The 14286-nt window shown below is 72.2% G+C and carries 13 protein-coding genes and 1 tRNA gene; 3 read left to right on the top strand and 11 right to left on the bottom strand.

What is annotated here, in order from left to right; translation table 11 throughout:
• Positions 1-73: 73 nt before the first annotated feature.
• Entirely contained in the window at positions 74-1066 is a 993-nt protein-coding gene (gene rlmB / locus BS80_RS24020; protein WP_035800506.1) for a 23S rRNA (guanosine(2251)-2'-O)-methyltransferase RlmB, read from the top strand.
• A 225-nt stretch (positions 1067-1291) separates the two neighbouring features.
• Complete coding sequence (locus BS80_RS24025) at positions 1292-3046, top strand: DoxX family membrane protein (protein ID WP_051966979.1); 1755 nt, start codon at positions 1292-1294, stop codon at positions 3044-3046.
• Between the two features lie 122 nt (positions 3047-3168).
• Here the strand turns inward: BS80_RS24025 and BS80_RS24030 are convergent, their stop codons facing one another.
• From BS80_RS24030 to BS80_RS24040, 3 genes are all read right to left on the bottom strand, one after another.
• Positions 3169-3918, bottom strand: coding sequence for a nucleotidyltransferase family protein (locus BS80_RS24030; protein ID WP_035800509.1), 750 nt, complete (start codon positions 3916-3918; stop codon positions 3169-3171).
• A 71-nt stretch (positions 3919-3989) separates the two neighbouring features.
• Positions 3990-4436, bottom strand: a complete 447-nt coding sequence (locus tag BS80_RS24035) for a hypothetical protein (RefSeq protein WP_035800511.1) — start codon at positions 4434-4436, stop codon at positions 3990-3992.
• Positions 4437-4602: 166 nt separating this feature from the next.
• A complete protein-coding gene (locus BS80_RS24040; protein WP_035800512.1) occupies positions 4603-5694 on the bottom strand; it encodes an ABC transporter ATP-binding protein in 1092 nt (363 codons plus the stop codon).
• Positions 5695-5975: 281 nt separating this feature from the next.
• Here BS80_RS24040 and BS80_RS24045 point away from each other — a divergent pair.
• Positions 5976-6049 (top strand) — tRNA-Thr (locus BS80_RS24045).
• 48 nt (positions 6050-6097) lie between these two features.
• Here the strand turns inward: BS80_RS24045 and BS80_RS24050 are convergent.
• From BS80_RS24050 to BS80_RS24085, 8 genes are all read right to left on the bottom strand, one after another.
• Positions 6098-7486, bottom strand: a complete 1389-nt coding sequence (locus BS80_RS24050; RefSeq protein ID WP_035800514.1) for a tyrosine-type recombinase/integrase — start codon at positions 7484-7486, stop codon at positions 6098-6100.
• Between the two features lie 68 nt (positions 7487-7554).
• A complete protein-coding gene (locus tag BS80_RS24055) occupies positions 7555-7761 on the bottom strand; it encodes a helix-turn-helix domain-containing protein (protein ID WP_035800525.1) in 207 nt (68 codons plus the stop codon).
• Between the two features lie 473 nt (positions 7762-8234).
• Positions 8235-9710 carry a hypothetical protein gene (locus tag BS80_RS24060; protein WP_035800526.1) on the bottom strand — a complete coding sequence of 492 codons (1476 nt, stop codon included), beginning with the start codon at positions 9708-9710 and terminating at the stop codon, positions 8235-8237.
• A gap of 2 nt (positions 9711-9712) precedes the next feature.
• On the bottom strand, positions 9713-10567 hold the full coding sequence (locus BS80_RS24065; RefSeq protein ID WP_035800528.1) for a bifunctional DNA primase/polymerase: 855 nt from the start codon (positions 10565-10567) through the stop codon (positions 9713-9715).
• 234 nt (positions 10568-10801) lie between these two features.
• Positions 10802-11263 carry a hypothetical protein gene (locus BS80_RS24070; RefSeq protein ID WP_035800530.1) on the bottom strand — a complete coding sequence of 154 codons (462 nt, stop codon included), beginning with the start codon at positions 11261-11263 and terminating at the stop codon, positions 10802-10804.
• A gap of 35 nt (positions 11264-11298) precedes the next feature.
• Entirely contained in the window at positions 11299-11577 is a 279-nt protein-coding gene (locus BS80_RS41085) for a hypothetical protein (RefSeq protein WP_035800532.1), read from the bottom strand.
• Positions 11574-11786: a hypothetical protein gene (locus BS80_RS24080; RefSeq protein ID WP_035800533.1), complete on the bottom strand. Its 213-nt coding sequence runs from the start codon at positions 11784-11786 to the stop codon at positions 11574-11576. The genes BS80_RS41085 and BS80_RS24080 overlap by 4 nt, the downstream gene beginning before the upstream one ends.
• A 228-nt stretch (positions 11787-12014) precedes the next feature.
• On the bottom strand, positions 12015-14162 hold the full coding sequence (locus BS80_RS24085) for an FtsK/SpoIIIE domain-containing protein (protein WP_083975369.1): 2148 nt from the start codon (positions 14160-14162) through the stop codon (positions 12015-12017).
• Positions 14163-14286 lie beyond the last annotated feature (124 nt).

Below are 14286 nucleotides of genomic sequence, written 5' to 3' on the forward strand. Positions count from 1 at the left end.
CCATCCGCATGAGGCAGAGCATGCCGACGACCGTGTCGCGGTCGGGCGTGACGGACAGACAGGAAGAACAGCCATGGCCGGCAACAGCGCACGCAGGAACCGACGCAACCCCGGATCGAAGAAGGGCGCGACTGTCGGCACCGGCGGCCACAGCCGGAAGGCGATCCAGGGCAAGGGCCCGACCCCTCCCGGGGAGGCGCGCAAGGGCCACCCGAAGCAGCGCGCCGCCAACGCCGCGCTCAAGCGTGAGCGGGACGCCAAGGCCCGCGCCGGCATGCGCCGCGCCGGTGGCGCCGGCCGGGGCGGGCGCGGTGGCGCCGGTGCCGCCGAGCTCGTGGTCGGCCGCAACTCGGTGGTCGAGGCGCTGCAGGGCGGTGTGCCGGCGACCGCGCTCTACGTCCTGCAGTTCATCGACACCGACGACCGGGTGCGCGACGCCTTCCAGGCCGCCAACGACCGCGGCATCCCGCTGATGGAGGCCCCGCGCCCGCAGCTGGACCAGATGACCGGCAACCTCAACCACCAGGGCCTGGTGCTCCAGGTCCCGCCGTACGAGTACGCGCACCCCGAGGACCTGCTCGGCGTCGCCGCCGACCTCGGCGAGGACGCCCTGATCATGGCGCTGGACGGCGTCACCGACTCCCGCAACCTGGGCGCCGTGGTCCGTTCCGCCGCCGCCTTCGGCGCGCACGGCGTGGTCATCCCCGAGCGGCGCGCGGCCGGCATGACGGCAGGCGCCTGGAAGACCTCCTCCGGCGCGGCCGCCCGGCTGCAGGTGGCCCGCGCCACCAACCTCACCCGCGCCCTGGAGGCGTACCAGAAGGCCGGTCTGCTGGTGGTCGGCCTGGCCGCCGACGGCGAGAGCGAGATCGGCGACCTGGAGGCCCTCACCGGCCCGGTCGTCATCGTGGCCGGTTCCGAGGGCAAGGGCCTGTCCCGGCTCGTCGCGGAGACCTGCGACATCCGGGTGCGGATTCCGATGCCCGGACAGACCGAGTCGCTGAACGCGGGCGTCGCCGCCGGCATCGTCATGTACGAAGCGGCGCGGCTGCGGGCCAAGAGCTGAGTATTGGCCCATTGGCTGACTGGTTCCGCCCGGAAGTGACCCAAAGAGTCATGATCTCGTACGAGAGCTTGCGGAACCGTCAGCCACGCCCGGGACTTGCACCCGGGAGAGTGTCCTAACCGGGTGTCACCCGGTTAGAGGGGTGTGGACACCAGAACACCTTGGCGCCCAAAGCAGGGCGGAGCGGCAGGGATAGACCCAGAGCCCGGCCTCAGCACCGTCAAGGTGCCGAGCGACCCGGCCCGGCTGAGCAGCACCCAGGTCAGCTTCCGGGTCAGAATGCCCGTGCCGGCGGCCCCGATGATCCAGGCACCGCCGCTGTCGACGGCGCCGTACGCGGACGCCTTCGGGCGGCCCTACGCGCCACTGGCCTACGCCGGCCGACCCGGACTCGTCCGGGTCGGCGCCGCGGACACGGCCGCCGGGGCCGTCGCCGGGAGCGCCGTGCTCTCTGGCGGCGCACTGGCCGGCGGCGCGCCGCGGCGCAAGGCGCGGGTCACCGCCGTCACCTGGAGCGGCCAGACCGTGCCCGGCGACGCGGCGACCCAGCTGTTGGACGCCGTACGGCTGAACACCGTGCCGAGCCCTGCCGGGGCCTCGCTCGGCGGTGCGCAGGGCGGGGTCGGCCTGGCCGACCCGGGCTCGACGCACCTGCTGGAGCCGGTGCCCGGCTGGGACGAGCCCGCGGGCGGCAGCGGGTACGGACGCGGGTCCGTCCCGCGCCAGCCGAACGCCGCCTCGGGCAGCTCCGGCTCGTCCGGCACGCTCAGCGGGGCCGGCCGCAAGCCCGCCCAGCCCGAGCCCGTCGGGTGGCGGCCCGGCGACCAGGCCAGGGCCAGGGCCGGCGCCAAGGCCGGCGCCGCTGCCAAGGCCCAGCCGGTGGCGGTGGCGGCAGGCGAGTCCCGGCACGCCCGTTACCCGGGCCGCCGGGTCGACCTCGGCCTGGTGCTGCTGCCGCTGCGCCTCCTGCTCGGCTCGCTCACCGTCTACGAGGGCTTCAGCAAGCTCTGCGACCCGGTGTACTTCGACGGCGGCCAGCGCGGCTCGATGATGCGCTGGCTGGCCTCGCTGCACCCGTGGAAGGTCGCTCAACCGCTGCTCGACTTCGCCATGGCGCACCCGGTGGGGGCCGGCCTCGGGGTCGCCTTCACCGAGATCGTGGTGGGCGTGCTGACGGTGCTCGGCCTCTGGCAGCGGCTGGCGGCCGGCGCGGCGATGCTGCTCTCCGCCGCGCTGCTCTTCACGGTCAGCTGGCGGGCGGTGCCGGTCTACGACACCCCCGACCTGATCTTCCTGGCCGCGTGGAGCCCGCTGCTGATCGCCGGGGCGCCGTTCGCCTCGCTCGACGGGCGGCTCGCCCTGGAGGCCTGGCGGCGGTACGGCGCGGACGCGCCGAAGGCGGTGCGCCGCCGGGTGCTGCGGCGCGGCACGGTGGTCGCCGCGGTGGTCATCGGCCTGACGATGCTGCTCGGTTCGATGCTGGGCGCCGCGGTGCGTACCGGCGGCCGTCCGCAGCCGCTGCCGGCCAAGCCGCCGACCGACTTCGGCACCCCGCTCTGGCCGGCCGGTACCGGCGGCTCCGGAGCGCCGCACGCGTCGGCCACCCCGACGCCGTCGAGCGCGCCGTCCTCCTCCGCCCCCGCGTCGCCCTCGCCCTCCGCGGCGTCGGCCTCGCCGTCGTCGCGCCGGAGCCCCAAGGCGCACGCGTCCTCCGGGACGGGCGGTGCCGGGGGCGCCGAGGCGCCGAGCAGCTCGACCGGCCAGGGGAACGGTTCGTCCTCCGGGACGGCTCCGGGCTCCTCGGGCTCGTCCGGGAACTCCGGCTCCTCGCCCTCGGGCAGTGGCAACCGGGCGCCCAAGCCCAGCCCGAGCGGTGGCAACGGGCTGATCGGCGGGGTGCTGGGCAGCGGTCCGCCGGCCGTCCAGCTGCCGACGCTGGGTCTGCAGGCGACGCCGGAGGCCGCGCACCCGGTGGTGTGAGTGCGAGAGGAGGGCGGTGGGTTCCCCGAGGGGAGCCCACCGCCCTTCTGCGTCGGCGGGGGCCGGGGGCAGGCGTCGCCGGCGGTCAGGCGCCGTCGGCGGGGGAGGGCGGGTGCGGGTGGTCAGGCGCCGTCGGTGGGCCGGCTCGCGGCCAGCTCCTTGGCGGCCTCGGTGAGGTCCTTGGCGGTGTCGATGGCCCGCCAGTAGACGCCCTGCGGGAGCTGGTAGCCGGCCAGCCGCCTGGCGCGGGCGAGCTGCGGGAAGGTGGTGCGCTCGTGGTCGCCCACGTCGGGCAGCAGCTCGGCGAAGCCGGCCGCGAAGACGTACAGGCCCGCGTTGATCAGGAAGGGCGAGGGCGGCGCCTCGATGAAGTCGAGGATGTTGCCGAACTGGTCCGTCTCCACCGCGCCCCAGGGGATCCGCGGGCGGGCCAGGGCGAGCGTCGCGAGGGCGTCCCGCTCGTGGTGGAAGGCCGCCATCTCGCGCAGGCTGAACCGGGTCCAGATGTCGCCGTTGGTGGCGTACCAGGGGTCGGCGGGGCGCGGCAGGGCCTTCGCGGCGAGCTTGAGCCCGCCGCCGCGGCCCAGCGGCTCGGCCTCCACCACGGTGCTCACGTTCAGCGGGAGGTCGGCCTGGTCGAGCCACTCCTGCAGCACCTCGGCCAGGTGGCCGCAGGAGATCACCACGTCTTTCACGCCTTCGGCTGCGAGCCAGGCGAGTTGGTGGCCCACGATCGGCGTACCGGTGCCGGGGATCTCGACCAGCGGTTTGGGCCGGTCGTCGGTGTACGGGCGGAGCCGCGAGCCCTGGCCGCCCGCGAGGATTACGGCCTGGGTGACGGTGGGCGCGGTGCTGAGGTCATAGCCGGTCATGGCTAGCAGGATAGGCGCCCGGGCCTACGGGGAAGGCGAGTTGATCCTCTGTCAGTGTGTGTCAGCGTGTGTCAGCCGGCGATGCCGGCGGCGAAGGAGCCGTCGCAGACCGGGCGGGCGAAGGACCGGGCACGCTGCACGTCGCCCTGGTACTGCTTGACGGTGGCGCGGCCCAGGTCCTCGGCGAGGCCGGTGCAGAACGGCGTCAGGGACGGCTGCTCGCGCATCGTCCGGTCCAGCAGGTCCAGCGCGGAGCCCGCGCCGCGGGTCCGCAGCTCCTCCATCAGATCGGCGCGCAGCGCGTCCTGCGGGGCCAGACCCTGGTGGTCGGCGGAGGTCGGCGCGGTCGCGGTGCGACCGATGCCGCCGTCGCCGCTGGAGGCCGCGACCACCTGCTGGTCCAGGGCGATCGGGGGCGCCCAGGGGACCCGGGTGACGGCGAGCGTGCCGGTGGTCACCAGGATCACGGGCAGGGTCAGGGCGATGGTCTGGCCGATGCGGCGCACAAGCTGCTTCACGCCAGTGAGAGTAGCGCCGGGTGAGGGGTTGAAGACACTCCGTCACACGGACGAGTGACGTGACAGAGCCCCGCCGGAAACCTGTCCGACGGGGCTCCTTTCGCCTGGCGCTCAACTGTTCGTGCTCAGCCGTGCTCGCTCAGCCGTGCGCGCTGGGGCGGTTGTCTCACGCGCTGAGGCGGGCACCCGAGCTGGTGGAGAAGACGTGGGTCTCGCCGCCGGTCGGGACCACGTGGATGGTCTCGCCCTTCGCCGGGATCTGCCGGCCGTGCACGCGCACGACGATGTCCTTGTCCTCGCCACCGATCTTGGTGGTGCCGTAGACGAAGCCGTCCGCGCCGAGCTCCTCGACCACGTTGACCGTGACGGCGACGCCCTCGATGCCGCCCTGCGGGACGATCTCGAAGTGCTCCGGGCGGATGCCGACGGTCACCGACTTGTCCGTTCCGGCGCCGGCCAGGTGCTCACGGTCGATGTTGATCACCGAGCCGCCGAACTTCACCCCGCCGTCCACCAGCGGGACGTCGACCAGGTTCATCGCCGGCGAGCCGATGAAGCCGGCGACGAAGAGGTTGGCCGGCCGGTCGTACATGTTGCGCGGGGTGTCGACCTGCTGGAGCAGACCGTCCTTGAGCACCGCGACCCGGTCGCCCATGGTCATGGCCTCGACCTGGTCGTGCGTCACGTACACGGTGGTGATCCCCAGGCGGCGCTGCAGGCCGGCGATCTGGGTACGGGTGGAGACGCGGAGCTTGGCGTCCAGGTTGGAGAGCGGCTCGTCCATCAGGAAGACCTGCGGCTCACGCACGATCGCCCGGCCCATCGCGACACGCTGGCGCTGGCCGCCGGAGAGCGCCTTCGGCTTGCGGTCCAGGTAGTCGGTGAGGTCCAGGATCTTGGCGGCCTCTTCGACCTTGGTGCGGATCTCGGTCTTGTTGACGCCGGCGATCTTGAGCGCGAAGCCCATGTTGTCCGCGACGGTCATGTGCGGGTAGAGCGCGTAGTTCTGGAACACCATGGCGATGTCCCGGTCCTTCGGCGGCAGGTGCGTGACGTCGCGGTCGCCGATCCGGATGGCGCCGCCATTGACGTCCTCCAGCCCGGCGAGCATCCGCAGGCTGGTGGACTTGCCACAGCCGGACGGGCCGACCAGGACGAGGAACTCGCCGTCCTCGACGTGCAGTTCCAGCGCGTCCACGGCGGGCTTGGTGCTGCCCTGGTACAGCCGGGTCGCCTTGTCGAACGTGACAGAAGCCATGATGCTGCTCTCCTTCACCGGCAGGAACGTGCCGGACGATCCGAGTAAAGGTGGATGGTGCCTGCGCCGCCCCGACACTGGTCTGAACCACTATCGCGACGACTCCGGCCGAGGCTACCTGGCACTTCGTCCGATTGTCAGCCCCCGATCGCCACCCAATCCCGCATCGGTCCGATCACGACCCCACCCGCCCCACCCATCTGCCGCCACGGCCCCCACCCCTCCCGGTAGACTGCCACCCGGTGCCGCGCGGCCCGCTCCGGCGGCCGTCGATACCGCATGCCTCCTTAGCTCAGCTGGCCAGAGCAACGCACTTGTAATGCGTAGGTCGTCGGTTCGAATCCGACAGGGGGCTCAGAAGCGAAAAGGCCCGGTCAGGCACTCTGACCGGGCCTTTTGTCGTCTACTGCATGCGGCGACGGCGCCGGGCGCGAGCCGCTCGACTGTCCGTGGTCTCAGTTGTGGTCTCAGTTTCGGCGGTTTGGGGCCACAGCGCGTTGCCCATCCGTCGGGCCGCCTCGCGGGTCGTGGGGGTGGTCGTCTTGACGTATCGGCGCGTCATGCTGATCTGGGAGTGGCCGAGGATCTCCATGATGGTGAAGGGGTCGACGCCCAGCTCGTTCAGGATCGTGCCGGCGGAGTGGCGACTGCCGTCGTGCTGTCGGCGGTCCTCGATTCCGGCTTCGGCGAGCAGCTCCTTGAACTCCTCCCAGTCGTCGCGCGGGTCGATCGGCCGGCCGTCGGGGCGGCAGAAGACCAAGTCGTAGTCCTCCCAGGCTTCCCCGGCCTCGGCCTTCAGCTCGGCCTGCCGCTGCCGGTGCTCAACGAGTGCTGGCTTCAGCGGCGGGAGCAGCGCGGCCGTGCGGCGGCTGCCCTTGGTCTTGGGGCGGGTGAACGCCAGGCCGCCGCCGTGCCGCTCGGGGCACGTGCTGGCGTGCCCGCAGCAGGCTGGCGGGCAGGGCTTGGGGCACCCGCGCTTGTAGCTGCGGTGCTTGGTGCAGCCGGGCTTGCAAGCCGTGCGGTGGAGTCTCTCGCCGCACAAGTGCGGGTCGGCGCACCCGTGGCGCCACCTGAGCCGTTGGAGCTGCCACGAGGTGTCCAGCGTCTCGGCATCCTCGTCGATGAACTTCCAGCGCAGGCCCAGCGCTTCACCCTGCCGCAGGCCTTGGCCTACCCCGATGGCCCAGCGCAGGCCGGTCGGCCGCTTCATCGCAGCCTGGAGGAAGCGCCGGGCCTCCTCCTGCGTGAACGGGTTCGCGTCCACCTCCTCCAGCGAGGGCGGGTCGAGCAGCGTCGCGACGTTGCGAGCGATCAGCTCTCGGCGGTGGGCGATTTTCAGCGCGCGGGAGAGGATCCGGTGCACCTTGAGGATGTGGGAGGCGGCGCGGCCCTCCGCGCGGATCTGGGCGTAGAGCGCGTCCAGGTGCTCAGGCTGCAGGCGGTCGAGCCGGTGCTTCCCGATGCCGGGGATGATGTGATTCCGAGTCTTCGACCAGTAGTCGTCCAGGCTGCGGGGCTTCAGCTTCTGGGACGCGATCGTGTCGAGGTAGGTGGTCATCCACGTCTCGACCGTGGGCACGCGGCCGGCCTTCGTGACCCGGCCGGCGTCACGCGCCTTCTCCAGCGCCTTCACCTTCCGCTCCACCTCGGTCTGGGTCTTGCCGCTGCGGTGGCGGCGGTCGGGGCTGCCGTCGGCCTTGACGCCCATGGTGACCCGGCCGTGCCAACGGCCGTCCGATCCTTCATAGATGGTCGATTCGAGGTTGGGCTGACGGGTCTTCCGCTCACTCACGTGCTGCTCCTGGAATGGTGGAGGGCGCCGGGCAGTCTGCCCAGCGCCCTCGTGGATGCGGTGGTGGATCAGGCGGCTGCGGCGATGGCCTGACGCTCGATGTACGCGTCGATGTCGGCCGGCCGGACGCGGCGGCAGCGGCCAATCTTGATCGAGGTCAACTCGTGGTCGGCCAAGAGCTGGTAGAGCTTCGAGCGGCTGATGCGGAGGACCTTGGCGGCCTCCTCAGGGGTGTAGAGGACGGCCCGGATGGGCGTGATGGTGGCGATGCTCAAACTGACTCCCAAGGCTGCAGGCGCTTCCGGAAGGGGGTGCAAGGGTGGGAAGTCGCGCGGTGTGCGCGCTGTCCGAGGTTCGGATTTCTGCGTCATTGCGTCATCTGCGACATGCATGGCGTCTGACCTGCGGCTTTGCATGACGCAGCGGCCGGGGTGTGCGTCATGGGTGCGTCACGGTCTGCGTCATCGCATGACGCACATGACGCAAGATGACGCAGCATCCGCCGTCTGCGTCATGGTTCGCGGCGCAGGTCAGGGGCCGTTTTCCGTCCCGCATGACGCACATGACGCAGCGTCTTCCTACTTAGGAAAAAAGGGGGGTGTCTGTTGTAGTTCGGCGCCCTCTCAGTGAGAAAGCAGGAGCCGCTGCGCGGCACGACCCTTGGGCGGCGTCGCCGAACAGCAAGAGGAGCACCCATCCGGGGGCGACCTGGTGCTTTTCTTGCTGTTCAGCCGTGACCCGGAGTGGGTCAGTGCAGCGGGGGCTGCTGGAACGGGGGCGTGACGGCCGGGCGCGCCATTTCGAGGTAGCGGCCCTCGAAGGTCCGGCCGGTGTCGATGAGCACACCCCGGGCCGCGAGAGTCGGTTGAAGGCGCTTCAGCCGGTCGGACAGCACCTTGCCGGTGGTCGGCCACCCCTTGGGCAGCGGACGCAGTTCCTCGCCGCTGTAGACGCGGCTCAGGCACTGCAACCACTCGGTGGACGTCATGCGCTGGGCCGCGCCTGGGGCGATGGTCTCGGCGTGCTTGAGGACGCTCTGCGCGAGGAGGTCGCCCTCGATCACGTCGTCGTTGAGGTCGTCCAGGCTGGCCCGGTACGCGGGCAGCGCCCCGAAGCCGGTCGCGGCGTCGAGCTGCGCGCACAGGTGGGCGAAGTCAGCCATCCGCAGGTCGGTGGGGGTCTCCGCGACGGCGGCCCGGACCTTGACGGTCAGATCGAGCAGCGAGCCGAGGACGACGGGCAGTACCTCGGCGTACTCCGCCCACAGCTCCGCCTCTGTGCGCCTGACCCGGGGCCGCTCCAGGCGCAGTGGCAGGAGGCGTTCGGCGAGGTCGGGGCGGATGACGCCGACGTCGATGCCGGTCAGGAGCATGGGGCGGCGGTAGCTGGTGCGGTGGACGTCGCCGTCGGTGAACAGGGCCCGCTTGACGCTCTCGGCGCCGGTGACGATGCAGCACATGGCGTCCGACAGTTCGGGGGTCATGTGGCTCAGGTTGTCCAGGGCTGTGATCCATCCGGCGGCCACCGCCGTGATGAGGCTCTCCTCGTCCTTGGGGGCTCGGCGCAGGTCACCGCTCATGCCCTCGACCAGCCTCACCAGCATCCGCCCGCCGGTGGACTTGCCGGCGCCCTGCGGGCCGGTGAGGAACGGCGCCGGCACCGGAACGGACGGGCCGAGGCAGCCGACCAGCCACGCGAGGGCCAGGCACTCGGTCTGGGCGTTGGCGAAGTTGGTCAGCCTGAGCAGGAGGTCGATGCCCTTGCCGTCGGTGTCCTTGACCGGCAGAGGGAGTTCGCCGGTGAGCTGGGTGCGCTTCCAGCAGACCTCGCGCGGGTCGGGGGTGAGGATGTCCCAGCCGTTGGGGTGGATGCGGACGGACAGGCCGTCCGTGCGGCCGAGGTCCAGCCACGTCGCCCCGTCGAACCCGGGGGCCACGCGGATGTGGACGGGCTGCACGTCCTCGGTCAGGGCAAGTGCTTCGATCAAGTCCAGCGCCTCCTTGAGGGCGGTTCCGTTGAAGACGCCGCGCCCGTCCTTGAACAGGCCGACCATGAGTTCCTGGCGGTGGCTGCCCGTCGTGCCCTGGGAGCGGATCGGCCGGGCCACCGGGTGCCCGGTCCGTTGGGCGTAGACGGTGCCGTCGGCGGTGCGGAAGTACCGGAAGTGGGCCTGCGCGTACTCGGCGATGACCTCGCGGGCCGGGTTCTTCTCGTCCTCGGCCACGGCTACATCCCCAGCCTGTGGACAGCGTTGCCCCATGCGTCGGCGCAGTGCCGTGCCGATTCGCCCTTGGCCTGCGCGGCGGTGAACAGCCGCTGCGTGTGTGCCTCGGTCAGGCACCCGCAGCGGCCGTGGGTCGAGAGCACGGCCAGGAACGTCCCGTAGACGGTGGCGTGCACCGCACCGCCAGCCGCGGTGATGCGCTGCTCCGCCATGGCGATGCCCCGTTCGAGGTAGGCCGGGGTGCGGTGGGGGCACGTCCCGCCCCGGGCCGCTGCGGGCACCGTGACGGCCTCAGAGCGGGCCGGGACGGGTTCCTTCACCAGCAGGGCCCGGACGGCGTCCGGCAGGGCCGTGAGGGGGCCTTCGCCGGGGCCGAGCCAACGGGCGTAGGACATCAGCGATTTGATGTCCACGCCGGGCCGCACCGCGTTGGCGGAGGGCATGGCGCCCCGGTAGATCCAGTGCTCGCCCCGGGTGGTGTACACGGTCCGGGGGGCGGGCAGGTTGGCGCGCGCCCAGGCGATGGCGTCCGCGTTATCGAGGTCGACGACGGTCAGGCCCGTGCCGCCGGGGTGGTAGGCCACCGCCGCCGCCTCGCGCCACGCCCGCTCCCATTGGCGGGAGGTGATGGCGCCGGGGCTGGTGGTGGCGGCGGCCCAGCCGTGGCACGGGGCCGGGCAGACGCAGGGGCCGGGGGTCTTCATGTTCGGCCGGCCGCCGCACGCGTTGTCCGCGCAGGTTCGGCAGTTGCCGAACGGCACCTTTCCGGCGCGCAGCGGCAGCACGGGAACGCCGACGGCCGCCAGGGAGAGAGCGGTGGTCAGGTGTTCTCCCCGGATGTGGGTCGGTTGGGTCATGCTGGGGGTCTCCAGTTCTCTAGAGCTGGTGCTGGATTGGCGGCGGCCCCGGTTCTTGCCGGAAGGGGGCCGCCGCTGTCGTTCATCGCGTTCTCGGCGCAGACCTTGTGCGAGGGCTTGCGCTGGTCGTCGCGAAGCGGGGTGGGTCTGCCGCACCAGCGGCACGGCAGGTCCCGGGTGCGGTCGAAGTGCCGTGCGTCGCGCCAGTCCAGGCCGGGCGCCATGGGATTGCCGCTACTGGGCGGGGTGGTCCGGGTTTTTGGGCTTAGGCACCAGCAGGTGGGGGTTGGTGTGGTCCGCGCCGAGGATGCAGTCGGGCAGGTCGCACAGGGCGATGGGCGGCTGGGGCAGGGTTGGCGGGGGCTCGATGGGGGCGGTGAGGATCTGGTCGGCGACGGCGACGGCGACGGCGAGTGCGTGGTCGTCGGCGGTGGTGGTCTCCAGCCAGTCGGCGATCAGCAGGCCGAGGGCGGGGTCCACGGTGGCGATCCACTGTCCGTGGGTGCGGTCCACGAAGGGCTGGATCCGCCCGCCGTTGGCGGATCCGTGGATCAGGGTGTGGTGACCCGCTTCGACGGTGCCGGATTCGGGGTGTCGCGTGCGGTAGACCCAGACGGGGCCGTGGGGCTGGGAGGCGGTGTTGGCGCGCTCTCGGAGGATCTGAGCGGCGGCTTGGAGCTGGTCGGCGGGGGTCATGGTGCGGCGCTCCTCGTGTCGGTTACGGCGCCCGGTCAGGCGGCGCGGCGGGCGGTGGGGAAGTCGATGACGGTGGCCAGCCGCACGGCCGGGGCGGGGGCGGCCTCGGGGGCGGGTTCGCGGTCGCCGGGCGGGGTTCCCTCGGGCCCGTCGGTGAGCTGCACGGCGCGTTCGGCGGCGCTCTCGTCGAGCATCCGCATCACGGCGGCGGACTGGGCGCTGTCGCCCCGGGTGGCCACGGCGTAGACGGCGAGGCCGACCGCGCCGGGGCCGAACAGGACGGCGGCGGTCACGAGGTCGGTGGTGGCGCTCACACTCGGCTCCCGGCACTGGCGAGCGAGAGAGCGTCCACGACGTCCGCGCCGAGCACGTTCAGGCGCTGCTCGATCGCGGCCCAGGACGCGGGGTCGATGTGCATCAGCGCGGCGAGCGCTTCGGCCGGCCGGTGGTCGGCGGCGGCCTGAAGGGCCTCGCGGAAGTGGGTGGCGGCCAGCGGCCGGATGCCGGGGACGGCGGTGGTCATGGTGGTTCCTCTCCGATGGGCCCAGGGTGCGGGCGCGTCGCTGTCTGTCACGGGGAGGGAAAGGGTCGGGGGCCGGGGATGCCCACTACGGGCCCCGTTCGGGGCCGTCGCGGGCCACTTCCCTGCCTCCCTGGAACCCTGATCTGCGGTTATCCGCGCTGATCAGGGGCAGTGTGGGGGTTCAGGGAGGCGGGGAGGGAGAACTCCCTGCCTCCCTGACGACTCCCTTTACGCAAAGTCACTCTCTGGGGCGTCGGCGGCGTCACTGTCCCGAGCGGTGAGGGCGGCGATGACCTTCGCGAGGGAGACGACCATCTGTCCGTCCGACTTGTACGGCGCGGCCCCGGCCGCCTCCAGCACTTGCTTGAGGTCGCCGAAGGTCCACTCGCGGTACTCGCCCGGGTTGGCGGCGGCCAGCCGCTGCAGCACCTCCTGCGTGCGGACCCGGGGCGCGTCGCCCAGGGCCTTGGCGATGTCCGCGAGCGCGTCCACCGCCTCACCCTCGGTGGTGGCCACGGTGGTCAGGGTGGTGACGCCGGCACGGCGGGCCTTGGCCCGGTCGGCAATCTCGGCGGCCCGCGCGCCGTCGATGAAGTGGGTGCGGATGGTGATGCTGCTCTGGCCGGGGGCGAGCTTCACTCCGTCCCCGGCGACGACCACAGTGCCCTTGTCCAGGCCCTGGCGGAGCTTGTGCGGGGCGGCGCCGCCGTCGATGGCCTTGTCCCCGAGGGCCATGCGGGCCTGCTCCTCGGTGCCCAGCACGAGTGAGGCCCGGATGTGCGCGCCCTCGCGGACCAGCTTGGGCAGGTTCTCGTTCGTCGGGTCCTGCGTCCCCTCCCACAAGGTGACGTTCACCGCGCGGCCCTGGTTGTGGATCTTGCGGACCGCCATGTAGTAGCGGCTGGTGGCCTTCGTCCCGCCGTACGGCCGCTTGTCGTCCCCGACGGCCGGGCACATGAACGCCACCTGCGCTTCGTCGACCAGGCCGACGATGGGGTGGAAGCGGGGGTCGGTGCGGGCCATGTCCCGCGTGACGCCGTCGGTGGCGCCGGACTGCTCCAGCAGGACCAGGCGCCGTTCCATCTCCCGGACCATGTCCTCCAGCATCTCGGTGGCGTCGATGACGTGGTCATCGGTTGGCCCCTGGATCAGGACGGTGGCCAGGCCGTCGAACATCCGCCAGTCCCCGACGCCCTTGAGGTCGGCGATGCGGAACTCCACGCTGCTGTCCAGCGCCAGCCACAGCGCCAACGCCCGCAGCGAGGCGGTCTTGCCCTGGTTCGACAGCCCGGTGATCAGCAGGTGGCGCTGAAGCAGGCTCAGCGCCGCCGCGTCCCCGCGCAGATCCTGCCCCCACGGGGCCCGGCCGTTGTACAGGTCGGCGCTCAGGTCGGGGTCGATGACCAGCGGGGAGAGGCCGATCGGCTCGTCCAGTGCCCCCGAGTCGGCGATCCACAGCCGCACCGTGCGAGCGGCCTGCGGGATCGAGATGAACACCTCGTGCTCGTGCCGGTTCAGGTTCTCAGCGAGCTTGCGCCGCCGCTTCTGCACCTCATCCGTCGACACCCCCGACGGCAGCGTGACGTCCACCTCGACCCCGCACCCGGCGATCCGGATCGGACCGAGCATCCCCGCCCCCGCGTCCCCCATCTCCCGGATCGCGGCCCGCAGCTGAGCGACCCCGAGGTCGCGCAGCGCGGTGACCACGACGGACGGAGTGATCGGCGCGTCGGACGTGCTGCGGTCGGCGGCGGGCAGCGTCCAGGCGGGCGCGGCCTGACGCTGCCTGCCGACGGCCCACATGCCCAGCAGGCCAAGCCAGGGGCCGACGGCCAGCAGCGGGCCCCACACGATGCTGACGAACACCACCGCCCACCGGATCACCTCGATCACGGTCATCACCGGCGCCACGACGTCGGCGATGTTCTTCTCAGCGATCGCCAGCGCCACCCCGAGCAACAGCAGCCCGCCCGTAGTAGCCGCAGTACCGACCGCAGCGCTCTTGGCCAGGTGCTGAGGAGCCCTCAGCAGGTCCATGCGGCGCTGGTGACGGGCACTGCGGAACGCCGCCGCCCGCATCTCCCACTCAAGGGCCACCTCATGCTGGCCGGCCGCCTCGGCGGTGCGCATCATCCGCTCGTAGCGGGCGGTGCTGCGCCCGTCCCAGGCGCGGCGGGCGAGGATGGTGCCACCGGCCAGCACGTAGGCGCTGTGCCGGACGGTGAGTTGGGCGGTGGTGCGGGTGCGGTCGTGGGCGAGCAGCACCCGCACCGCGCGGCGGCCCCGCACCCACACCGGAGCGGCCGGCAGGCCGGGGCGGTCGAGCGAGGGAAGGACGATGCCCTCGATCGCCTCGCCCGGCGGGACGGCGTCCACCGGGCCGGTGCCGAGCGCGGGTGTGGTGCGGGCGGCCCGGGCCTTGTCCAGGTCCACGACCACGCCGCCGGGGTTGTGCGGGTTGGGCTGATGGGGCTGGTTCACTGGTGGTTCCTTCCTCACA

It is taken from the genome of Kitasatospora mediocidica KCTC 9733, assembly GCF_000744225.1.
GTDB classification, from domain to species: Bacteria; Actinomycetota; Actinomycetes; order Streptomycetales; family Streptomycetaceae; genus Kitasatospora; species Kitasatospora mediocidica.

Bases quoted from the DNA above. Each gene is read 5' to 3' on its own strand.
- BS80_RS24065 (WP_035800528.1), bottom strand. From the start codon at position 10,567: ATGACCCAACCGACCCACATCCGGGGAGAACACCTGACCACCGCTCTC.
- rlmB (WP_035800506.1), top strand. From the start codon at position 74: ATGGCCGGCAACAGCGCACGCAGGAACCGACGCAACCCCGGATCGAAG.
- BS80_RS24030 (WP_035800509.1), bottom strand. From the start codon at position 3,918: ATGACCGGCTATGACCTCAGCACCGCGCCCACCGTCACCCAGGCCGTA.
- BS80_RS24080 (WP_035800533.1), bottom strand. From the start codon at position 11,786: ATGACCACCGCCGTCCCCGGCATCCGGCCGCTGGCCGCCACCCACTTC.
- BS80_RS24040 (WP_035800512.1), bottom strand. From the start codon at position 5,694: ATGGCTTCTGTCACGTTCGACAAGGCGACCCGGCTGTACCAGGGCAGC.
- BS80_RS24070 (WP_035800530.1), bottom strand. From the start codon at position 11,263: ATGACCCCCGCCGACCAGCTCCAAGCCGCCGCTCAGATCCTCCGAGAG.